Here is a 22,448-nt window from a genome sequence, read left to right on the forward strand (position 1 = left end):
AAATAGAAGCCTTAAAAGTTGCAATTAATAAAACTAGCACTTTATGATATAATGGCGTTGTTATAGCGAAAAATAATAGGAAGGAAAGGAAGGCAGATGAGTAAAGATGTTTTAGTAGTAAAAATACCAGAAGATCTAGATAAACAATTTAGAGAAGAAGTAAGAAAACAAGGCAAACAATTTAATTTATCTTTAGAAGAAGCTATAAGATTATGGTTAAAAGAAAAAAAAAAAAATAAGTATAAATAAAAAAAAGAAAACTCGTTTTTTTTTATTTATACTTAAAGCTATTTAAAGCTATTTAAAGTTATTTATGGTTTTTTAAGTCCAGAAGTGATATAATATAGTTATAAGGAGAGATCTATATGTTAGAAAAAATAATTTCTTTAATTTTACAAGAAAAATTATTATCCTTTTCTTTGTTTTTTATTATTTTATTAATCATAAAAAATTATAGGTTAAAAAGAAAAAATCAACTCTTAAAAAATAAAATCTTCTGGCTAGAAGTTAAAGATCAGCAAGAAGAAAATACAAAGTTAAATCAACTTACAAGAGAATTTAAAGAAGTTACAAGAAAAAAGAATTCTGTAAATAATGAAGATCTTCAAGATTCTAACTTTTATTAATAGGGGGGATATTATGAAAGAAGTAAAAGAAGTAAAAAGAACTTTTACAATAAACAATAAATTATTAGATGAATTTAAATTGATCTCTAAAAAAAATAGTAAAACTTATAAGCAGTCGGTTAAAGAAGCTATTGAACTATGGTTATCTAAACAATCATAGAAAGGAGTGTAACTAATGAAACGAAAAGCGATAATAGGATCAGCACTAGCATTAATATTATTAACTTCTTGTTCCACTTCCACTAAAACATACCCTTCACTAAAAATACCTTATGAAGTGGTTAATGAAGAAATAGTAAAAATAGAAAACATTAGCACTAAAGAAGAACATAAAGATAATCAAACATTAAGAAATATAGAAGTTCGTGATCTAACAGATGAAGAAAGTAAAAGATTTTCTGAAAGAATAAAAACAACTTCTAAAGTTGCTTTAGAAGAAAATTATTCAGCAGTAGAATTTGATTTTGGAAAAGTTGAAAGGGTGTTTAAAAATAAATCCTTTATAAAGTTTGATGAAGATAATTCTTATTTTATTTTAAATGATGAAAAAGTTTTAGAAAAACTATATCAAATTTTAAATTATGAAAACAAGACTAACCTTATAGGAAAAAAAGAAGGTACTGATGAAGATATAATTTATGGAGAAACATACGAAGATCTTAAAATTATAACAATAATTAGAAATGATGTTGTAAAAAAGGGATTGCAGTTTAGAACTGTGATAAATGGAGATGAAGTTTATTTTGATATTAAATAACAAAACATATAAAAGATAGTGGGTGAAATAGTGTATATAATGGCTACATGGTGGAAGCCTTGGACTGTGCTCGATATCAGAAAGTTTAGTGAAATATGTGTGATGATGTATTACTTTGCATTAGATAAGAATTTATCTTTTTCTATTGAGAGTTTAGTGAATAAACTGGTACAATTTTTTTCGACTGATATCATGGGACTACAAACGTCTGAGCTTTCAAAGCGGACGATTGAACAAAGTTATCAGGACTTACGAACAAGACTTGAGCTTGTCCAAAATGGTGATATAACTACACTTAAACAGCTGAACCGGGATCAAGATTACCTTAATGCACTTTTTGAATTTTGTAATAATGAACAATCAACAAAATCCATGCTGACATTCTGTCTGTATCTATCGATGTACTATGCTATTGCTGGCGGTCTTCCTATTGAAATGTCAGGTGCAATCAGTAGCTATTACGGAAATCGCTTTAGTTCTCTGAGAAAAAGAGAAGAGTCCGTTGCTATGTATAACAGTATTTTGGAGCATTTCGCTTTAAGTACTGCAGATTATAGAGTATCTGGTGTCTCTTCAGACATAGCAAAAGCAGTCAGGATGATTAAAAGAAATATCAACCGTCAGCTCACCATTCAGTCAATATGCACAGAAATTGGTCTAAGTCAGTATCACTTCATGCGTAAATTCAAGATAGATATAGGTATGACTGTTGGTGCATACATTAAGAAGGAGAAAATAGCATATGCCAAATTTCTATTGGTATATACGAATCAGTCAATATCAGAAATTAGTGAATATCTTATATTTAACTCACAAAGTTACTTCACATCCGTGTTTAAAAAAGAAACAGGAAAAACGCCTTTTGAATATAGAAAGAGTGATTTGTAAAGCTGATGGCTAATGCAAAGAATCAATTGCGGCAATCCTTTTGTATCTTTTTCCAGTGTGGCTGCGGTTTCTGTTGACGGGAACAGCAGGGTTTATCGGGAATCTGGTGCCAGATGAGATAACAGATCAGTTACTTTACTTTTACCAGAAAGGGTGTAAGCTAAAACTTAGGCTAGCCATTGCGCTAGCGACTTGGTACAATAAGGTGGCAATTGAATTATATTAATAATCGATAGGAGGTAGAAGCAAATGAAATCTACAACTATAGTAACATTTAAAGAACTCCATGTATAGGTGGCTGTGACAAGCTTTACATGGAGTAGAATAATTATTGTCCAAAGCCACCTTTGCAATTGCTAGTACTAACGCAAAGGAGGATATGAAAATGCAATACAAAATAATTAATGGTGCCGTTTACTATGATGGTAATATGGTGTTGGAAAACATCGGTATTGAAATCAATGATAATGAAAAGATTGCTATTGTTGGTAGAAATGGATGTGGAAAAACAACCTTGCTAAAAGCTATTATAGGCGAAATTGAATTAGAAGAAGGAACTGGTGAAAGTGAGTTTCAAGTAATAAAGACCGGTAACCCTTATATTAGCTATTTAAGACAGATGCCTTTTGAAGATGAAAGTATATCAATGGTGGATGAAGTCCGTACGGTATTTAAGACGCTTATTGATATGGAAAACAAGATGAAACAGCTGATAGATAAAATGGAGAATCAATATGATGATAAAATCATCAATGAATACTCTGATATCAGTGAAAGGTATATGGCTCTTGGAGGTCTAACCTACCAAAAAGAATATGAAACGATGATTCGTAGTATGGGTTTTACTGAAGCAGATGATAAAAAACCCATTTCTGAATTTTCAGGTGGTCAGCGAACTAAGATAGCTTTTATAAAAATACTTTTAACAAAGCCAGACATTCTATTACTTGATGAACCTACTAACCACCTTGATATAGAAACAATACAATGGTTGGAGAGTTATTTGAGAAGTTATAAATCTACATTGGTTATTATTTCCCATGATAGAATGTTTCTTAATCGAATTGTGGATAAGGTTTATGAAATCGAATGGGGAGAGACCAAATGTTATAAAGGTAATTATTCAGCCTTTGAGGAGCAAAAACGAGAAAATCATATCAAACAGCAAAAAGATTACGACTTGCAACAGATAGAAATTGAAAGGATTACACGCTTGATTGAACGTTTTCGTTATAAACCTACGAAAGCTAAAATGGTGCAATCTAAAATTAAATTATTACAGCGTATGCAAATATTAAATGCACCAGACCAATACGATACAAAAACTTATATGTCTAAATTTCAACCGAGAATCAGTAGTTCAAGGCAAGTATTAAGTGCTTCAGAACTTGTGATAGGCTATGATACTCCTCTTGCAAAGGTTAATTTCAACCTTGAAAGGGGACAGAAGCTTGGAATTGTTGGGAGTAATGGTATTGGTAAATCCACGTTGCTTAAAACACTTATGGATGGTGTGGCAGCATTGTCTGGAGATTTTAAATTCGGATACAATGTTGAAATTAGCTATTTTGACCAACAGCTTGCTCAAATCAGTGGAGATGATACACTATTCGAAATTTTTCAAAGCGAATACCCTGAGCTAAATGACACAGAGGTCAGAACTGCTCTTGGCTCATTTCAGTTTAGTGGAGATGATGTTTTTAGACCGGTGTCCTCTTTGTCAGGTGGAGAAAAGGTTAGATTGACATTATGTAAATTATTATATAAACGTACTAATGTTTTAATCTTAGATGAACCGACAAACCACATGGATATTATTGGAAAAGAGAATTTAGAGAATATCTTATGCAGTTATCAAGGTACAATTATTTTTGTGTCACATGATAGATATTTTACTAATAAGATTGCTGACAGATTACTTGTTTTTGATAAGGATGGTGTAGAGTTTGTACAATCTACTTATGGTGAGTACGAGAAAAAAAGGATGAATTCTGAAAAGCCATTTAATAACATTAAAGTTGAGCAGAAAGTAGAGAAAAATAACACAGTAAAAGGCGATCGTAACTCCATTGAGAAGGAGAAGGTTAAGAAGGAGAAACGAATTGAAAAGCTTGAAGTGTTAATAAATCAATATGATGAAGAATTAGAAAGATTGAATAAAATCATTTCTGAACCAAACAATTCTTCTGATTATATAGTACTGACGGAAATACAAAAATCAATTGATGATGTTAAAAGGTGTCAGGGTAATTATTTTAATGAATGGGAACAGTTGATGAGAGAATTGGAAGTTATGTAATTTTTGAGTTATGCAATAAGGATGTAAAAGTGTTAATGATACATTCTGGTTGTTGAAAATGTAAAAAAATTAATGAATTTTTATTAGATATAATCGCTATGTGAAGACCTTTTGAGTTTGCCGCATAGCGGTTTTTATTATCTATACTTTGGAATTGTCAAGAAAAGTGTAGTCGTATAAACTCACTAAATTTCCTTTGATTGTTATGCTGCCAGAAGTTGTTCTTCCAGTAGCCCTCTGTATATAACAGGAGGATTGAGCAGGTGGTTTCTGTCGTTGCAGAACCAGATTCTAAATATGGGACTGAAGTATTTGATGAATATGTCATAAGTAAAGAATTTGAAAATGTTCAAGAGGTTATGACGTCTCAAATACAGCAGAAAGGAAGGTTAAGATAAGAGAAACTGAAGTTCAACAATAGTATTTAGATATAGGGTGATAAATCAGATTATATTGTGATTTGTAGAATTGCTTGCCTTGGTGCTAAATAGGTATGGTAATAATGTACTAATCGATTGTTTTGTAGTAAAAAAGCAACAGATAATTAGGATATTTTTCTTGTATTGTTCGTTAAAAAGAGCCAAACGAAGTATATTTTCTCATAGAAGTTGAACATAGTAGACTGATTATTGCCACTGTAAAAAATGAGGAATGTATCCTGTGTTACAGTTATTCCATTAATGAGAGATGAGGATAAAGATAGATTTGTACAGGGAATTGAGAAATTTAACGTTTAAACAAAATCTAGTTCATCCTTTACACTATCCGTTGGGATAGTATACGTCACAAATGTGCGTACTTACATTTTGAATTTTCTTAAGTATAATACTCATTATGATGACACCTAGATAACAATTCAAACCCGATGCAAGTGTAACTGCATCAAAAATCAATTTTGAATCCTAATTAGTTAAAGAGAGGTAGCAGAAATGACAATTTTGTATTTTACCGCAACAGGAAACAGTCTTTATGTTGCGAAAAGACTTGGTGGAAAACTAATATCCATCCCACAAATGATAAAAGAGAATAAATATGAGTTCTCAGACGAGAGGATAGGTATTGTATTCCCGGTTTTTCACGTTAATATCCCGCCATATATTAGAGATTTTTTAGAACGCTCTATTTTTAATTGCAAATATCTATTTGTTATTGCAACATATGGAGAATATGCAGGTTCAACTGCAGATGAAGTGAAAAAGATTTTAGACAAACGTTCAATACCAGCCAATTATATAAATAATATACAAATCGTTAAGTATATGAAAAATTCTATAGAAACTTCTCTCAATTAGGCTAATTTTATTGCAATAACAGGTGCCTACTTTTAAAACAACCGATTTATTAATAAATATTGAAAATTTTTAGGAAGAATAAAGCGTTCTCTTGTGAAATTAGAGAACGCTTTATTACTTTAATTTACTGAAACAATTTGTAACTATTGAAAATAGAAAGAAATTGTTCCTTCGATAGTTTATTAATATTAGTGACATTTGCATGCTTCAAAGCCTGTCGGAATTGGTTTTTAGTAAAAAGAACGCGATATTCACGGTTTACCCACTTATAAACAAAAGATTGATACTCTTTGTAGTCCTTCTTTAAAATCAATGGTTGATGTCGTTCAAGAACAATCAATACAGAGTCTACATTCGGTTTAGGGTGAAAATATGCTCGTGGCACTTTTTTGAGAACTCTTATGTCCAATTCCACCATCAATAGCAAACCTAAAGCTCGTTTCGTATTTTGTAATCTTTTTGCAAAACCATTCTCCACAATAAGGTAACTATATTTCGAATTGCTTTCAAAAGCAATTTTTTTGACAATATCAGTACTGATGTTAAAGGGGATATTACCAAATATTTTATAGTCTTTGTTTTTGGGGAAGTTAAATTTCAGAATATCCGTATGGATAACTTTTATATTCTGAAAAGGCTTCACGACTTTTTGGGTGACTTGACACAAGTCCTCATCAATTTCTATAGAATCCACCCACCGACTCATTTTGACAAGTTCTTTGGTAAAATGACCTTTTCCTGATCCAATTTCTATTACATTATCTTGTTTATTTATATTCGTATGATTCAATATCTCTTTTACATGCTTTTTAGAAGTAATAAAATTTTGAGTGTCCTTTGGGTTTTTCTGGTTCATTATAACCTTCTCCTTGCCATTTTTTTCATTATGAATGAGATAAAGTAATATCTACTACTGCGATACTAGTGCACATACTTGAAACCTCCTTACGTAACTGATTATATCATTTCTGTTTACTTTTTAGAATAAAGCTCTATATGTAATTTTGCACTTGACACTTCAGTTGGACGTTTTCTTCAAAATAATATGTTTTGAAACTTGATAAGAGAAGCCACTGTCTTTACTAAAAAGTAAAGGCTGCGATAAAGGACAGTGACTTTAATAAAGTTGCACTGTTGTATTGTCTTTGGATAAAATTGTCTAAAGGGAAGTTTTATCCCCAACGAAAAAACATCTAAAGTGGTAAGTAATGAAAGAATGTCGATAAAGTAGGAATGGGGGATCTTTTTGAATACAATAGAATCACAGTTTGATAAGGTTGCAGAAGATTACGATTTCGTGAATGAGCTTTTGAATGATTATTCATTCTTTGTGTCTAATATGTCTCCAAAGAAAGGCAGAGCATTAGATATCGGATGTGGCTCGGGTTTGTTAGTGGAGAAATTAGCAAGTTATTATGATGAAGTGGTAGGGATTGATATTTCTAATCAAATGCTCGATCTTGCCAAATCTAAACGTCAACTAACAAATACGGTCTATCTGAATATGAATGCAGAACAACTTAATTTTAATGAGAAGTTTGATTTTATTGTAAGCCGAACAACCTTTCATCATTTGGATGATATAGCCAGCGTAATACAGCAAATGAAGGAACTGTTGAATGAGGAAGGAAGAATAGTTATTCTTGATAATGTATCTGAAGTCGAGACACCGCCTACCTATGTTTATAAATTAGGGGCAATCCAAGAGTTTTTACCGCATTGTTTCAAATTTGGAATAAAAAATGCGATTAGAATTTATAATCACAACACATCTAAATCATGGCTTGAGCATTTAGCTTCAGATAAGTACCTATCTGAACAAAATTATTACGATTTATATGAAAAGTTGTTGCCTGGATGCCAATTCCATAAAATGGGTTGGGCAATGGGGGTTGTCTGGACAAAATAACTTAAAGCTGTGGCTTTGAAAAGTTGAATTTGTGATTGTTTTCAGAGCTATCGGGTGCTTTAGTATAAATAACAATGAATAAAAAATCAGCCTGTATCTTATGTTACTATTAAGTAATTTAAGATACAGGTTTTACTATTTTTGAAATAAGTACCTTCCACTTCAAATACATGTATTCAAAGTGAAAGTATTGATTTAAATGATTCTTTTGTAATTTACTCTTGATAAAATCCTGCACCTAGTAATGCAGATAGAAACATAACACATAGACTAGAAGAAGTAGCAAAAGCTTTAGATAAAAAAATAATAGATCATATTATCATTGGAAGAAATGACTATTATTCATTTAGAGAAGAAGGGGATATAACTGTAAATTATGAAATAGAAAAAACAAATACCTTATCACATAAAAATATATTAAAAAAAGATACAGATCAGCATATAAATCTTTTAAATAAATTTACTAAGATTACTAAAACTGAACTGAAAAATATTTTAAAAGATACTTCTATTAAAAATTTTATTAAAAATCCAGAAGAATATATTAGCGATAAAGATAATTTGCAAAAAATAAATAAATTAAAAGAACTGCAAAATCAATATTTTAGCAAGGCAAATAAATTTAGTATAGAAAATACCAGAATTAAAAGTCCAGATGATATACAAGACTTCATAATGACAAGATATGATAATTATGATAATATTAATGTGGCTTTATATTTAGACACTAAAAATACTATTATAGAAAGTGAGATCTTGCCAGAAAACTTAACTTCAAAAGAAGAAGCTAAACATATCATTGAAAAAGCTATATTACATGATAGCAAGTCATTTGCTTTATCGACTAAAACTAATGCTTCACACATAAGATATAGTGAAGAAAGTATTGATAGAGTTTCTAATATTAAACAACTTGCTGATCTAGTAGGCATAAATTTAATTGATAATGTTGCAGTTAATAATCTTTCTAGCTTATCTTACAAAGGTAGCCATTTATTAGAGCCTAAAGAAAAATATAAAGCTAAAACTAGAGAAAAAGTAAAAAAAGAAAAACCAAAATTTAATGTAGAAGAATTAAAAAATAAAACAAAATCTTCTACTCAAAACAAACAAGTAGAAAAAAGAAAAAAATCTCGTTCTCTCTAGTAAAAAACACAAAAATAAACATAATAAACTACCAGTAAAGATAAGAAATTCTTTTTTCCTTATCTTTGCTGGTAGTCAAACAACCGAAGGGCGTTCAGTTGTTTTGTGTCATTATGTTAAGCCAAGAGCTAAATAGTTTTACTTTTGAAAAGTTTATTAGTTGCCAGACTAATAAGCTTTTTTTCTTTAATAAAAGTTTGTTCTTCCATTTCCAAAAGTCCTTTCTATGTCTGATGTCATTTTAATATCTCCTACTAGCAATGCGTTCCATATTACTGATTTCATGTAATTTAATGGACTATATATTTCTTCTTGACTTGAAGCTTCTCTATAATCTGTTATTGAATTATCCAATACACTACCTATACTCATATAGTTTTCGTTTATTTCTATTCCTTCAACTATTCTATCGTAAATTTTAGAGTAAGTTACTACTGATCCTTTTAAAAACATATTGCCTTGTGTTGTTAGCATTTCTGAAAGTGCTTCATTGAATAGCTTTAAAGCTTCTGTATAAAAACTATCTGTATTTCCATTATCTTTGTTTTCTTTATACCAATTCATATGGCGATCATATTCAGTTAAAATTTTAATAGTTGCTTCCATAACTCTATTACTTTGAGTATATCTGTAAGGTATTGTTCCTTTTTCTTTTAAATCTTTTTTAATAAATTCTTTTAATTTATTTGGGTTCAGTCTTTCAATCTCTCTTATATCAAGTTCTTTTTCTTCCAGATGATCTTCATCTACTGTATTTAGATTTTCTTGCTCTTGATAGAATGAATGGTTCTGTTGCAAAGTTTTAAATAAAGAATAAAATCCCTTACGGTATCTATGATTTAAGCTGGGATTCCCAATAATACCTTGATTTCAGTACAGACCGAAAACCCGAAGAGAGTGCCTTCTTTTCGGGTTTTCTTATATAATCCTCGGATGGCTTCCATACCTTTAATCGTGGTAGAGGCAGTGCGTAAACTTCGATAGAATTTATTGCGTCTCTTTACTGGACGATGGTCTTGTTCAATCAAATTATTCAGGTATTTAATGGTACGATGTTCTGTCCCTTGATAAAAGCCGTATTCTTTTAGTTTCTTAAAGGCACTTGTAATAGAGGGGGCTTTATCTGTGACTACAACCTTCGGTTCATCAAACTGCTTCACTAACCGCTTAAGAAAAGCATAGGCTGCTTGTGTGTCCCGTTTTTTACGTAACCAAATATCCAAGGTTAAACCATCTGCATCGATGGCTCGATACAAATAATGCCATTTTCCTTTAATTTTGATGTACGTTTCATCCATTTTCCATGAATAAAAGGATTTTTTATTTTTCTTTTTCCAAATTTGATAGAGTAGTTTGCCATATTCTTGCACCCAACGATAAATCGTCGTATGAGAAACGTTAATGCCACGATCATATAAGATTTCTTGAACTTCACGATAGCTAAGGTTATAACGAAGATAGTAGCCCACGGCTACAATAATCACATCCTGCTGAAATTGCTTTCCTTTAAAATGATTCATCGTCATTCCTCCTGCTATCTTTTTCTATTATTCTACCTTATTTGATAGTAGATTTAAAACTTTGCAACAGAACCAGATTAGCAAAGATTATTAACCATAAGCAAGGGGTGTAAATGTATGGAAAGTACTGATGTTATAAATGAAATTAGAGGTATATTACCTCGTAACTCAATTGGAAAATATGATTTACTAACTATTTTTACACATAAAACCGTTTTTGATAAAATTGTAAAAGTACTATCATTGGATTTTCAAAATAAAGTAGATTATGTGGCTGCCCCAGAAGCAATTGGATGGATACTAGGCACTGCCATAGCCAAAGAACTTGGAGTGGGGTTTATTGGAGTAAGAAAAGGTGATAAGCTGCCATACGCAAAAGAAGAGATTATTTCGACACATTTTACCGACTATTCAGGTCAAGATAAAAGCTTTGAAATATCTAAGAGTTCTATTGTGAGGAACAAAAGAGTTTTGATTGTAGATGATTGGATAGAGACAGGTTCTCAAATGAAGGCTTTAATAGCTTTGTTAGAGAAATTGGATTGCAGCATTATTGGGTTGGCTACTATTGGGATTGATATAAATGAGGTTACTCAAAAATGGATAGACAGCAGTTTTGTAGCTTATATTGGCTCAAACATATAATAAACCGAAAGAAAATCTTGAATCAAAATTTTGGATGGCGTTAATTTACAATACAACGAAAGATGTTTACTCTTTTTTTATAAATTTTAAGAGGCGTTAAAAAACAGTTTTCAGACGAAAGGAGATCGAAGTTGAGTATAGATTTAAGTAACAAAAAAATTCCGAAAGAAGCAATTCAAGCATTAAAAACTATAGCGGAACTACTTGATAATATGTTAATTGGGGTGTATTTGTATGGTTCGGCAGTAATGGGTGGTTTACGTATGAATAGCGATGTAGATATTTTGGTAATAACAAATCAAAGTTTATCTGAAAAAACTCGAAGGAATCTTACAAATAGGTTAATGCTTATATCTGGGAAAATAGGAAACATAAAAGATATGAGGCCTCTTGAAGTTACGGTCATAAATCAAAAGGATATTGTCCCTTGGCATTTCCCCCCCAAATATGAATTTATGTATGGCGAGTGGCTAAGAGAGCAGTTTGAAAAGGGAGAAATTCCTGAGTCGACTTATGATCCGGATTTAGCAATACTTTTAGCACAACTAAGAAAAAATAGTATTAACCTTTTGGGACCAAAGGCAACAGAAGTAATTGAGCCTGTGCCAATGACAGATATTCGAAAAGCAATTAAAGAATCGTTGCCCGGGTTGATAGCTAGCATTAACGGTGACGAACGCAATGTGATTTTAACTTTAGCCAGAATGTGGCTGACAGCATCTACTGGTGAAATTCGCTCAAAAGATCTGGCAGCTGAATGGGCGATACCTCAATTACCCGATGAGCATGCTACTTTACTCAACAAAGCGAGAGAGGCTTATTTAGGAGAGTGTGTTGACAAGTGGGAAGGAATGGAATCTGAGGTGGCTGAACTCGTTAATCATATGAAAAAGTCTATAGAGTCTTCCCTTAATATCTAAAAGGCTGGTGTTGAGAATTCCATTGATAGGTTCTCTCATACCGAAATTTCTTAAAATGGTCAAAAACCGCTGGATATGTTCCCGTCTACCGATAGTTCCAAAAATGCTGCTGATATGTTTCCACAGACGGGCAAAGTAATATGACATCAATGCCATCAACTCGAGCCATGTGGAGACGATTTGTTTGTTAGAGCGTAAATAGACATAAAGTGAATAAGTAATAGAAAGAGCTTCTAGTCAAGTGGGGAAATCCATTTTTTTAGAAGCTTTTTTATCAATTCTAGAGCTAGATAGATGAGCATATCGAGTTAGCACGGTAAAAAAGTGGGTAATAAACTAGTAAGATTAATGTGGGGGAGATATAGAATGAATAATTTTGTTTTATAAAGGGAGCGAACATGAAAAAAATGAATTTTAAATATAAAGTCTACATATTGTTAGCAATCATCGGTGGTTTCTCACTCATAGCAGATATTTTTGATATCCTTGAGTTAAATCGCTATAATGCCCTAGTTGTAATATTGTTGCTTACGATCCTTTTTTGCGTCATCCAATACCGTGCAGCAATGAAAGGCTTGGATACCATGTTTAGTATTAGCCGAGATTATAAAGTGCGTAAAATCTGGGGTGTGGAGAATCTGTTTGATTGGGAAAAAGTAAGAGAACGTCAGCTAAGGTGGGCTCCTGTATGTACCGGAATAAGTCTGATGGAATTATTTATACTATATGTTAGTAAGCATCAATATATTGTTATACTTATGATTATTTGGGCAATCAATCTGTTGTTATATGTTATTCTAACCCGGCCATTAAAGTACTAATTGGTATAATGACTCATTATATATCAACAATAATAATGTCTAACCAAAATGAAAATTGTTATTTTAACTAAAATCGTCTAATTATAGTTAGCTTTAACTGCTAACACGAAGTAGGTAAATTACGCCAGTTGAAGAGGAATACTTTTCACAAGAGATAAGGGGAGTTTTATGACACAAGAATTTTAGGATAAAGAATTGAAAAGTCAACTGACTGGTCATTCAAAAGAAGCAGAGCGATTACTGAATGATGAAGATAAGATGGAAAAATTCTTAGAGCACATGGAGCGAAAGCTTCAGAAAGTACCGATGGTAGGTAATAAACTATCGAGTATTCCGATGTTAATTTCGCTAGTTCGAGCCTATATTAAAAAAGAATACCGCGAGATCCCCATCGGTAGTATGATTGCGGTTGTAAGTGCACTGCTTTATTTTGGTTCACCAGTGGATTTAATTCCTGACTTTATCCCGGTTACGGGCTATTTAGATGATGCGGCTATCATTGCCTTGGTCTGGCAATTGGTAGAAGATGATGTAGCAGAATATAAACAATGGCAAAAAGCTAATGGGAAACGTGTTCTAGAGGATGAGTAATTAAATAAGACGTACAAAGCTAGATGGCTTTGTGCATCTTATTTAATTTAATGTTTTTGATAACGCTGGTATAAGATAAATGGTTATAGTATGATTAAACTGCATTTACATAAAAAGTAATATAGGAATTATTAATTGTTCAGAAGGAGGAAATACATGAACAAGCATTCTAAGTTGTTGATGGTCATTGTGGCAAGTCTCATTATTTTGGTTACTAGCATTTTCTTTTCTGATATGAGAGCGCTATTTAATCAAGCGAGATATCAAGAATTACTAGAAACAGTTGAAGAGGAAATACTATCTGCCAATATCAAAATCGTTGCTCTTACTAAAGGTACCAGGGGCTTAGCGGGGGCAAGTGGCGTGATCTTTAAAAGGGAAGGTCAAACATATTATGCTTTAACAGCAAACCATGTTGTGACAAGTGAAACTGATTTAGATCAAACAACCTATGTCGTTTTAGGTCATGATACTTTAGATTTTAGTGATGTTGTTGAGGAGAAAGGTTTCGTTATGGATGTCGCCGACTATTATAAATCACTTCCAAGCATGTCTATCGAATACACCAGTAAGATTCATGATTTAGCTGTTGTAAGTTTTACAACGGATAAGGAATATCCAGTTGTTGAGATAAGTAACGAATCACCTATGCATAAAGATATGGCTGTAACAATGAGCAATCCACATGGTGAACGAAATAAAGTCACAGCCGGAAAAATAAAGAGTAAAGAATACGTAACTTTTAGTGATAATGAGGAAAGTACGGTGGACCTAGTCGTTGAACATACCGCCCTGATTTCCGTAGGAAGTAGTGGGAGTGCTCTGCTGAATGAAAAATTAGAGCTAGTTGGTATCGGTTCTGTTGCGAAGTTTGAAAATCAAACTCGCCCTTTCTGAACTCCAAATATCTTAGGCTGGTATTCCCATTAATACCTTGATTTCAGTAGACACCGAAAAGCCGAAGAGCGTTCCGTTTCTTCGGTTCTTTTTATATATTCCTCGAAGGGTCTCCATGCCCTTAATCGTGGAAGAGGCTGTACGGAGACTTTGATAAAATTTATTTCGTCGTTTAATAGGTCGATGGTCTTGTTCTATTAAATTGTTAAGATACTTCACAGTTCTGTGCTCTGTTTTGGTGTATAATCCGTTTCTCTGTAACTTTCTAAATGCAGATCCTATAGAGGGTGCTTTATCTGTTACGATGACTCTAGGTTGTCCAAATTGTTTATGGAGTCGCTTTAAGAAAGCATACGCCGCCTGAGTATCTCTTTTCTTTCGTAACCAGATATCTAAGGTTAGGCCGTCCGCATCAATTGCACGATAAAGATAATGCCAACGTCCCTTAATTTTGATATAGGTTTCGTCCATTTTCCATGAATAGAAGGACTGTCTATTTTTCTTCTTCCAAAGATAATAGAGGACTTTGCTGTACTCTTGCACCCAACGATAAATCGTAGTATGACAAACATTTATTCCACGATCATATAACAATTCCTGAACTTCACGATAGCTTAGATTGTAACGCAGGTAGTAACCAACAGCGACAATAATGACGTCTTTTTTGAATTGTTTGCCTTTAAAATGATTCATTACTCTGTCCTCTCTGTCTTTTTTCTCAATTTTACACAAAAATAGATTTTTTGGAAAACTTTGCAACAGAACCGTTTTATGTTATAATTGTCTTAAATAAATGAACGAGGTAAGGTCTATTGAAAATCTAAGTTTTGAACTTTAAAAATATTCGTAAATATCGAGTGTTTTTGTTGTATTCATAACTTAGATAAAATAGGCTTTTATTATGTTTACAGATTGGGCGATTTGTCGAAATTTGTATCTTTTAAAGCTCTGTTCACCTAAGTTGTGAAAAGAGTTTTTTTAATTTAAGGAGAAAATAATGAATCAAAAACAAAAAGAAATGCAAGCTAAACTAGAACAAATTAAGAAAAATAAACCGCAATTTGCTGGGAAAAATACTAATGGGATGACAGCGGTAAAAGCAACCAAGCAAAATCAACACGGAGCAAAAATTAATGCTCCAAGAAAAGCGGGAATTTGAGATTTATGAACATTTAGAGGAACTCACTCTGAGTTTTTCTACTCAAATTAGATTTCATAATTCTCACAAATGAGAGGAGAATTAAATGTCAAATATTGAATTTAAAGACTTAACCTTTGGCTATGGGGATAACCTGATTTTCAATCATGCCCAAATAAATATTGATGACCGTTGGAAATTAGGATTAGTAGGTCGAAATGGACGTGGAAAATCAACCCTTTTAAACTTATTACAAGGAAAACTAACTACTGACAGCACGATACTTACTGACAAAAACTTTGTTTACTTTCCGCAGTTACTGACAGAGGAAGAATTAATTGATGAAAATAACTTCAAAAATCAAAATGTCCATGATGACCCTTCTGTAGAAAGTCTGTCAGTAAAAATTACTGACAGAAAGTCACAATTAACTTATTATGTGCTAAATGAATTAGCTGAATTTGAACAATGGAAATTAGAACGTGAATTATCTTTATTGAAAGTTGATTTAGAAATCCTTTGGCGCCCTTTTGAAAGTTTATCAGGTGGGGAACAAACCAAGTGTCTCTTGGCAATTTTATTTTTAGATGAGGCCAATTTTCCACTAATTGATGAACCAACAAACCATCTAGATATGGAAAGCAGAAAAATAGTTGCGGCCTATCTTAAAAAGAAATCAGGATTTATCGTTGTATCGCATGATCGACATTTTCTTGATCAGGTTTGTGATCATATTTTAGCGATTGAACGTCAGCAAATAATTCTTTATCAGGGGAATTTTTCAACTTATGAACAAGAAAAACAGTTGCGTGATGATTTTGAGCTCGCTGAAGATGAAAAATTACGTAAAGATATATCACGATTGAAAAAGTCAGCCAGAGAAAAAGAAGATTGGTCGAGAAATCTAGAAGCTACAAAATCTAGAAAAAAACGTGGTTTTGATAGTGAAACTAAAGGCATTGATAAAGGGTTCGTCGGTCGAAAAGCTGCAAATATGATGCAAAAATCCAAAAATTTAGAGAAGAGGATGAATCAGGAAATCTTTGATAAAGAGAAGTTACTCAAAAATATCGAAAAAACTGAACCTCTATCTTTGAAATACCATGCTTCACACCATAAAATACTGATACAATTTGAAAAATTTTCGCTTGTATTTGATAAAAAACCACTATTTCAACCGATTGATTTTTCTTTGAAAGAAGGAGAAATTGCGGCTGTTGTTGGACCAAATGGTCAGGGAAAATCAAGTATTATCAAATATTTGTCTGGAAATTTTGGGGGTAAACACAGCGGGTTTGTTCAACTTCCGCAAGGGATAAAAATATCAATTGTTCGTCAGATTTATGATAATCGCGGATACCTAAAAGATTTTGCAACTGAACATCAGTTGGATTATGAGTTATTTCTTTCTAATCTCAGAAAACTAGGCATGGAACGTAAGCAGTTTACTCAAAAAATAGAAACAATGAGTCAAGGGCAGCAGAAAAAAGTTGAATTAGCACGAAGCTTATCACAAGAAGCAGAGCTTTATCTTTGGGATGAACCTCTTAATTATCTTGATGTTTTTAATCATGAACAGATTATTAAACTTCTAGAAACTAGTCATCCCACAATGCTTTTAGTTGAACATGACCAAGACTTTATTGAAAGAATTTCTAACCAAATTATTAATCTAAAAGATACATAACTTTAAAAAATAAAAGTAGAGTGATTTTACTCTACTTTTTTAGAATACTATCATATAATAGGAAATAGTAATTCATACCCGAATTGCTAGTTGATTATTTAGCCATGACTTGATACCCGATAGAATATCTTAAAGTCTCTGGTTCCAGTGATTTAGCTGATTTTAACAGTAAAGAATACGCTAAAAGTATCATCTCTAATTTCAATTGAAAACCTTGAGGCGAACGACTTTTACAACGCTCAGCTCCTAGATTTGTCAAAAAAGAGAAAACTCGCTCAATCACTTTTCTACGTTTTGAAAAATTAGGGAAAAGGATTTTCTTTTGCTTCATGTTCTTCCTGACAGGTGTAATTAGATCAATCCCTTTTAATTCCAGCCTATCATGCAGTGACTGACCTAAATATCCCATATCTCCAAGGACTGTTGGTGTCCCAAATTGACTCAACACTTCCTCGGCCATTGTACTGTCAGCTATTGAAGCAGGAGTAATTGTGTAGTCTATGACATAGCCTGATTCACTGACTAAAGCATGACATTTACATCCATAGAAGTACTGTCCCTTTGTAGCATTGTAGCCAACATTTGCATAATCTCCAAGAACTTTGCTTCTGAAATTACGAATAGGCTGACACAAAGGAATGGGGAAGCTGTCAATAATGGATACACTAATTCCTTCAACCTCTTTAAAGACGAGTGCTTGGCGAATGACTTGGATACTCGGTAAGAGGGCATTACAACGGCGGACAAAGCGAGAATATTCTAGGAAATTAAGAAATAAACTTTGAGCCAATTGGTGCTTAGCTTTAAGCGTTTCACTAAAATGCAGTACGCCCCAGAGGTAACAAGCGATAACTAAGCAATCTGATGTTGCGAGATGGACGTTCTTTCGGTTTTGAACCTCAAGGGGAACACTCGTTTGATAAAGCGTCTCAATGGTTGTCAGTAAATAAACAAAAACTTTTGGAAGTGTGCTATTATAAGTCATATAAGTCGTGCGCTTTCTAATGCTTAGTGGTTTAAGATTAGGATAGCACGACTTATTTATTTTCCAATGAAATTAACTAGCAATTCGGGTTTATAGTATATAAAAAAATAGCCCATAACTGTTAAGTTATGAACCTTTTCTTCCCAAAACTTGTAATTATAACTTAGAATAGAGATATAAATTAGATTTGAAGTGAATGCGTATAGAATATAGGGCACCTCTAAAAACGTATGAAAAGAGGTGCCCTTAAGTCTTCACTACTCAAAATAGAATAATTTTTCAAATTCTATATCCAACGCTATACAAAGTAATAATGCTAATTTAGCAGATGGAACGTACTCATAGGTTTCTATATTGCTAATTGTCTGTCTCGAAACACCAACAATTTTAGCCAAATTACTCTGGTTTATTTGTTTTTCAGCACGAGCCACTTTTAACCTATTCTTTAACTCAAGTTTTCCTTTATCCCTCATTTAAAAATTCCACTCATTAAATTCCAGCCCATCACAGAAACAGCAACTAATAATACTACAATTACTATGATGTTAGTCATCGACCTCTTCTTTGGACTAATGTCAAATAATTAGACACAAAATGAGATACATCTTCTTAGCCCAATGTTCTTTGATATTTTAGTGTTCAGAAAATGGTCATTTTCTGGACACTTTTTATTTTCTACAATTTTCGTCAATATCTTTTATATTTTGTGTTCATTAACCCATGATTTAATCTATGTCCATTTATATATATTGTTTTAAGTTATGGTACAATTAAACTAACGGAGGTACAGAAATTTGAATATTGGATATGCACGAGTTTCAACTGGACTACAAAATTTAGATTTACAAAAAGACAGTCTTGGAAAATATGACTGTGAGAAAATATTTACTGATCACATGTCTGGAAGTAAAAAAGATAGACCAGGGTTAAAATCAGCAATAGAATTTTCTCGGCCCGGAGACACAATTGTCGTTTGGCGATTGGATCGATTGGGAAGAAATATGGAGGATTTAATCAGCATAGTCAACTCACTAAACGATAAAGGAGTAAGTTTCCATAGTTTGCAAGAAAATATCACGATGGACAAATCAAGTTCTACTGGACAGCTTATGTTTCATTTATTTGCAGCATTTGCGGAGTTTGAACGTAACCTTATTCTTGAACGCTCGGCTGCGGGGAGAGCTGCAGCACGTGCTAGAGGAAGATTAGGTGGTCGACCTGAGAAATTCTCTGAGAAAGATATAGAGCTACTTAAAACACTTGTAGATAGTGGAACACCAATAAAGAATATTGCGGAGTCTTGGGGTGTTTCGAGAACAACTATTTATCGATATATTAATAAATAGTATATATTTAAAGTAAAATCAGGAGATGATGATAAATATCTTACAAAAAATTTCAGATAAACTTATGATTCCAGAATATAAAATTGAAGGCAAACTATTCAATGATTTCTTCATTTTATCCGAGGAATAAATAAAGACAATCTAAAGGGTTATCTGTACCAAGCATTATTTATTATAGAAAATTATTTAATTGATAACACAGAGTAGTACGATTAAGGGCATAGAAGCATTGAGAGGCATATACAAAAAGAACCGAAGAATGTAGTGACCTCCGAAATATAGACTTTTCAAATCTATATTTCGGAGGTCTTTTCTTATGGTCAAATATTCCATAGAATTAAAACAACGCGTTATTCAAGATTATTTATCTGGCAAGGGAGGCTCTACCTATCTTGCTAAACTGCACAACGTAGGTTCATCTAGTCAGGTTAGACACTGGATTCGCAATTATCGAGCAGAGGGACTTCCTACAGCTCACTCCAAAGTCAATAAAAATTATTCTATGGAGTTGAAAGAAAATGCGGTACAATGTTATTTAACAACTGATTTAACGTATGAAGCTGTGGCAAGAAAATTCGAAATTACTAATTTTACCTTACTTGCAAGCTGGGTTAATCATTTCAAAATTTATGGAGAAGTCCCAATAAGCAAAAAGAGAGGACGTCGTAAAAAACTAGAAAGCATTGCATCGTCTATGACTCAGAACCCAAATGATTCTCAACGAATTAAAGAACTTGAACAAGAATTACGTTATGCGCAAATTGAGGTAGCTTATTTAAAAGGACTTCGGAGATTGGAGAAAAATGCTCTAATGAACAAAAATCAAGACTCATCTACAGTCTCCGTAAAACCTTCAAACTCAAAGAAATCTTGAAAGTTACAGGATTCCCTAAAGCCACTTATTATTATTGGGTTAACTGTTTTGAACGGGTAAACAAAGATGAGCTTATCGAAAAAGAAATGCTTAAAATACGTCAAGAACATGCCAATGCAGGTTATCTTCCAATGAGTGAATTACTTAAGCAACGTGGCTATCACGTCAACCACAAGAAGGTACAGCGCTTAATGAAGAAACTAGGGCTTCGTGTGACGTCTTATTGGCACAAATCACGTAAATATTATTCATATAAAGGAAAAGTAGGGACGGTAGCTAAAAATAAATTGCACAGACGATTCAGAACTTCCATTCCTCATCAAAAAATCACAACAGATACGACAGAATTCAAATATTATGAAGATGGAATTCAGAAAAAGTGTTATCTCAATCCTTACATTGATTTATTTAATAGCGAGGTGATTAGTTATCATATCTCTCAACAACCCTCTTATCAATCCATTGATATTGCTCTAAATCAAGCCGTAGCTGTGACATCTGATTGTCCTTATCGACGTACTTTCCACTCAGATCAAGGATGGGGATACCAAATGAGAGACTATGTTTCTAAATTAAAATCTCATAGAATTTTTCAGTCTATGAGCCGTAAAGGAAACTGTCATGATAATTCAGTTATGGAGAATTTCTTTGGGCTACTTAAACAAGAAATTTACTACGGACATATCTTCTCGTCTTTCGAAGAACTTGAACAGGTTATTGTAATCTGGATTAGGTACTATAATACAAAACGAATCAAACAAAAATTGAACTGGATGAGTCCAATTCAATTTCGCTTGAATTACCAAAACAATTAAAAAAATCCAAGTATTTGGAAAGTCAACGAAAAACTAGACACGGAGTTAAGAGAATTTAAGAATTATATTTTTCAAAGTCTTTTGGAGACTTGTAATCAAGACCTGAATGCATCCTTTTTGTATTGTAATAGGTCTCAATGTATTTAAATATTTCTTGAGTAGCCTCAGCTCTTGTCTCAAAATGAGCATCATTAATAAGCTCCCTCTTTAGCGTCTTATAAAAAGACTCCATCATTGCATTGTCATAGGGATTTCCTTTACGACTCATGCTAGATTGAGCACCGACTTGACGAAGAGTAGATTGATAACGAGAGCTTGTATATTGACTCCCTTGATCAGTATGGACAATCAAGCCAGGCTGAGGATGTTCTTTCCCACAAGCTTGTAAGAAGCAATCCCTCACCAGTTTATCTTGCATCCGTGAAGACATTGACCAGCCTACAATCTTACGTGAAAAAACGTCGATATTCACGGCTAAGTATAAGGTGCCTTCTTTGGTAGGGATATAGGTCATGTCTCCCAGCCATACTTTATTAGGAGCTGTTGCTTTAAAGATCTGATTAATTAAATTGGGTCTTGAAAGCGAAGCTCCTTTTCTGTTGTAATGTTTATATCTATAACGGCTTCCCTTGGCATAAAGTCCCATCAAGTGCATCAGTTTTCCAACACGTTTCGTGTTGGTCATAATACCAGTATTATGAAGTACCTTGGTAATTCTGACCGCACCATAGCGTCCCTTATGCTCATGAAAGACAGCTTTTATCTTCTCTGAGAGAATTTCTCTCTCCACTTGTTGTTTTGAAGGACGACGATGCATGTATTCATAGAAACCTGAGCGAGAAACCTTAAGAACTTTTACTGCATGCTTAATTTTTATCTTCCCATGATGTTTCAAGAGAAATTCAAAACGTTTTACTTGCTTCGCTTCAAGAAGACCCGGAACTTTTTTAGAAGTTCAAGTTCCTCCTGAAGATAACGATTTTCTTTCTCTAACAATTTAATCTTATGTTGGGCATTAGCTAGGGCTGTCCCATTGCCTGGAAAAGCACTTTCTCCATATTCTTCAACTTCTTGAACCCAGCGATAAAGACTATTGGCATGAACCTCAAGCTCTTGGCTGACTTCTTTAACAGAGTAACCCTCTTCAAGAATGAGTTTTACTGCAGAATTTTTAAATTGTTTATCGAATTTTCTTCTTGCCATAATAAACCTTTCCACGATTTCTCTTAACTTTGTGTCTAGTTTATTATAACCTTTCCAAAGTTTGAAAATCAAACGAGCCCTCTCTGAAC

22 protein-coding genes and 5 pseudogenes are annotated in these 22,448 nt (G+C 32.9%); 19 read left to right on the forward strand and 8 right to left on the reverse strand.

Going from position 1 to position 22,448, the window contains the following annotated elements; translation table 11 throughout:
• Window positions 1-365 precede the first annotated feature (365 nt).
• From D2A30_01915 to D2A30_01940, 6 genes and pseudogenes are all read left to right on the forward strand, one after another.
• Entirely contained in the window at window positions 366-626 is a 261-nt protein-coding gene (locus tag D2A30_01915) for a hypothetical protein (protein ID ULL20442.1), read from the forward strand.
• A gap of 175 nt (window positions 627-801) precedes the next feature.
• Complete coding sequence (locus D2A30_01920) at window positions 802-1,383, forward strand: hypothetical protein (protein ULL20443.1); 582 nt, start codon at window positions 802-804, stop codon at window positions 1,381-1,383.
• A 39-nt stretch (window positions 1,384-1,422) separates the two neighbouring features.
• Window positions 1,423-2,271: an AraC family transcriptional regulator gene (locus D2A30_01925; GenBank protein ULL20444.1), complete on the forward strand. Its 849-nt coding sequence runs from the start codon at window positions 1,423-1,425 to the stop codon at window positions 2,269-2,271.
• Between the two features lie 32 nt (window positions 2,272-2,303).
• Window positions 2,304-2,416: pseudogene (locus D2A30_01930) on the forward strand (23S rRNA (adenine(2503)-C(8))-methyltransferase ClbB).
• Between the two features lie 186 nt (window positions 2,417-2,602).
• Window positions 2,603-4,570 (forward strand): ABC-F type ribosomal protection protein OptrA, encoded by a 1,968-nt coding sequence (optrA, locus tag D2A30_01935; GenBank protein ULL20445.1) that lies wholly within the window; start codon window positions 2,603-2,605, stop codon window positions 4,568-4,570.
• A gap of 929 nt (window positions 4,571-5,499) precedes the next feature.
• The gene (locus D2A30_01940) at window positions 5,500-5,862 is read left to right on the forward strand and encodes a hypothetical protein (GenBank protein ID ULL20446.1); all 363 of its coding nucleotides are present in this window, start codon (window positions 5,500-5,502) and stop codon (window positions 5,860-5,862) included.
• Between the two features lie 124 nt (window positions 5,863-5,986).
• On the opposite strand, the gene erm(A) is transcribed toward D2A30_01940, so the two are convergent.
• Window positions 5,987-6,718, reverse strand: a complete 732-nt coding sequence (erm(A), locus tag D2A30_01945) for a 23S rRNA (adenine(2058)-N(6))-methyltransferase Erm(A) (GenBank protein ID ULL20447.1) — start codon at window positions 6,716-6,718, stop codon at window positions 5,987-5,989.
• Window positions 6,719-6,957: 239 nt separating this feature from the next.
• Here erm(A) and D2A30_01950 point away from each other — a divergent pair.
• From D2A30_01950 to D2A30_01965, 4 genes and pseudogenes are all read left to right on the forward strand, one after another.
• Window positions 6,958-7,059, forward strand: a pseudogene (locus D2A30_01950) (zeta toxin).
• A gap of 49 nt (window positions 7,060-7,108) precedes the next feature.
• Window positions 7,109-7,771 (forward strand): methyltransferase domain-containing protein, encoded by a 663-nt coding sequence (locus tag D2A30_01955; GenBank protein ULL20448.1) that lies wholly within the window; start codon window positions 7,109-7,111, stop codon window positions 7,769-7,771.
• Window positions 7,772-8,029: 258 nt separating this feature from the next.
• Window positions 8,030-8,137: pseudogene (locus D2A30_01960) on the forward strand (JAB domain-containing protein).
• Window positions 8,138-8,332: 195 nt separating this feature from the next.
• Window positions 8,333-8,917: a hypothetical protein gene (locus D2A30_01965; protein ULL20449.1), complete on the forward strand. Its 585-nt coding sequence runs from the start codon at window positions 8,333-8,335 to the stop codon at window positions 8,915-8,917.
• A gap of 186 nt (window positions 8,918-9,103) precedes the next feature.
• Here the strand turns inward: D2A30_01965 and D2A30_01970 are convergent, their stop codons facing one another.
• Together D2A30_01970 and D2A30_01975 are read right to left on the reverse strand one after the other, a co-directional pair.
• The gene (locus tag D2A30_01970; GenBank protein ID ULL20450.1) at window positions 9,104-9,715 is read right to left on the reverse strand and encodes a hypothetical protein; all 612 of its coding nucleotides are present in this window, start codon (window positions 9,713-9,715) and stop codon (window positions 9,104-9,106) included.
• A 41-nt stretch (window positions 9,716-9,756) separates the two neighbouring features.
• Window positions 9,757-10,443 (reverse strand): IS6-like element IS1216 family transposase, encoded by a 687-nt coding sequence (locus tag D2A30_01975; GenBank protein ID ULL20451.1) that lies wholly within the window; start codon window positions 10,441-10,443, stop codon window positions 9,757-9,759.
• Between the two features lie 111 nt (window positions 10,444-10,554).
• Between D2A30_01975 and D2A30_01980 the strand changes: the two genes are divergently transcribed.
• From D2A30_01980 to D2A30_02000, 5 genes are all read left to right on the forward strand, one after another.
• Window positions 10,555-11,082 (forward strand): adenine phosphoribosyltransferase, encoded by a 528-nt coding sequence (locus D2A30_01980; protein ID ULL20452.1) that lies wholly within the window; start codon window positions 10,555-10,557, stop codon window positions 11,080-11,082.
• A gap of 131 nt (window positions 11,083-11,213) precedes the next feature.
• Window positions 11,214-12,002, forward strand: coding sequence for an aminoglycoside nucleotidyltransferase ANT(9) (gene ant(9), locus D2A30_01985; protein ULL20453.1), 789 nt, complete (start codon window positions 11,214-11,216; stop codon window positions 12,000-12,002).
• A 398-nt stretch (window positions 12,003-12,400) separates the two neighbouring features.
• Window positions 12,401-12,823, forward strand: coding sequence for a hypothetical protein (locus D2A30_01990; GenBank protein ID ULL20454.1), 423 nt, complete (start codon window positions 12,401-12,403; stop codon window positions 12,821-12,823).
• A 258-nt stretch (window positions 12,824-13,081) separates the two neighbouring features.
• Window positions 13,082-13,414: a DUF1232 domain-containing protein gene (locus D2A30_01995; protein ID ULL21969.1), complete on the forward strand. Its 333-nt coding sequence runs from the start codon at window positions 13,082-13,084 to the stop codon at window positions 13,412-13,414.
• A gap of 156 nt (window positions 13,415-13,570) precedes the next feature.
• Window positions 13,571-14,311, forward strand: coding sequence for a serine protease (locus D2A30_02000; GenBank protein ID ULL20455.1), 741 nt, complete (start codon window positions 13,571-13,573; stop codon window positions 14,309-14,311).
• Window positions 14,312-14,323: 12 nt separating this feature from the next.
• On the opposite strand, the gene D2A30_02005 is transcribed toward D2A30_02000, so the two are convergent.
• Entirely contained in the window at window positions 14,324-15,004 is a 681-nt protein-coding gene (locus tag D2A30_02005) for an IS6 family transposase (protein ULL20456.1), read from the reverse strand.
• Window positions 15,004-15,075, reverse strand: a pseudogene (locus D2A30_02010) (DNA transposition-like protein). Before D2A30_02010 ends, D2A30_02005 begins: the two are co-directional and overlap by 1 nt.
• 480 nt (window positions 15,076-15,555) lie before the next feature.
• Between D2A30_02010 and abc-f the strand changes: the two are divergent.
• Window positions 15,556-17,136: an ABC-F type ribosomal protection protein gene (gene abc-f / locus D2A30_02015; protein ULL20457.1), complete on the forward strand. Its 1,581-nt coding sequence runs from the start codon at window positions 15,556-15,558 to the stop codon at window positions 17,134-17,136.
• Between the two features lie 94 nt (window positions 17,137-17,230).
• Here abc-f and D2A30_02020 read toward each other — a convergent pair whose 3' ends face one another.
• Both D2A30_02020 and D2A30_02025 read right to left on the reverse strand, forming a co-directional pair.
• Window positions 17,231-18,121 (reverse strand): IS982 family transposase, encoded by an 891-nt coding sequence (locus tag D2A30_02020; protein ID ULL20458.1) that lies wholly within the window; start codon window positions 18,119-18,121, stop codon window positions 17,231-17,233.
• Window positions 18,122-18,378: 257 nt separating this feature from the next.
• Entirely contained in the window at window positions 18,379-18,594 is a 216-nt protein-coding gene (locus D2A30_02025) for a transcriptional regulator (GenBank protein ID ULL20459.1), read from the reverse strand.
• Between the two features lie 321 nt (window positions 18,595-18,915).
• On the opposite strand from D2A30_02025, the gene D2A30_02030 reads away from it, so the two are divergent.
• From D2A30_02030 to D2A30_02040, 3 genes and pseudogenes are all read left to right on the forward strand, one after another.
• A complete protein-coding gene (locus tag D2A30_02030; GenBank protein ULL20460.1) occupies window positions 18,916-19,467 on the forward strand; it encodes a recombinase family protein in 552 nt (183 codons plus the stop codon).
• A gap of 190 nt (window positions 19,468-19,657) precedes the next feature.
• A pseudogene (locus tag D2A30_02035) lies at window positions 19,658-19,802 on the forward strand (IS6 family transposase).
• Window positions 19,784-21,156 (forward strand): IS3 family transposase gene (locus D2A30_02040; protein ULL20461.1). Its coding sequence is split into 2 segments (ribosomal slippage): window positions 19,784-20,243 and window positions 20,243-21,156, totalling 1,374 coding nucleotides; the frame shifts between segments, so codons are not numbered across the junction. Before D2A30_02035 ends, D2A30_02040 begins: the two are co-directional and overlap by 19 nt.
• Before the next feature lie 55 nt (window positions 21,157-21,211).
• Here the strand turns inward: D2A30_02040 and D2A30_02045 are convergent.
• A protein-coding gene (locus D2A30_02045; GenBank protein ULL20462.1) for an IS3 family transposase occupies window positions 21,212-22,359 on the reverse strand; the annotation gives its coding sequence in 2 pieces (ribosomal slippage) (window positions 21,212-22,107 and window positions 22,107-22,359; 1,149 coding nt in all).
• Window positions 22,360-22,448: the final 89 nt, after the last annotated feature.

Origin of the sequence: Streptococcus suis, assembly GCA_022354845.1 — a bacterium.
Taxonomy (GTDB): Bacteria; Bacillota; Bacilli; order Lactobacillales; family Streptococcaceae; genus Streptococcus; species Streptococcus suis_AA.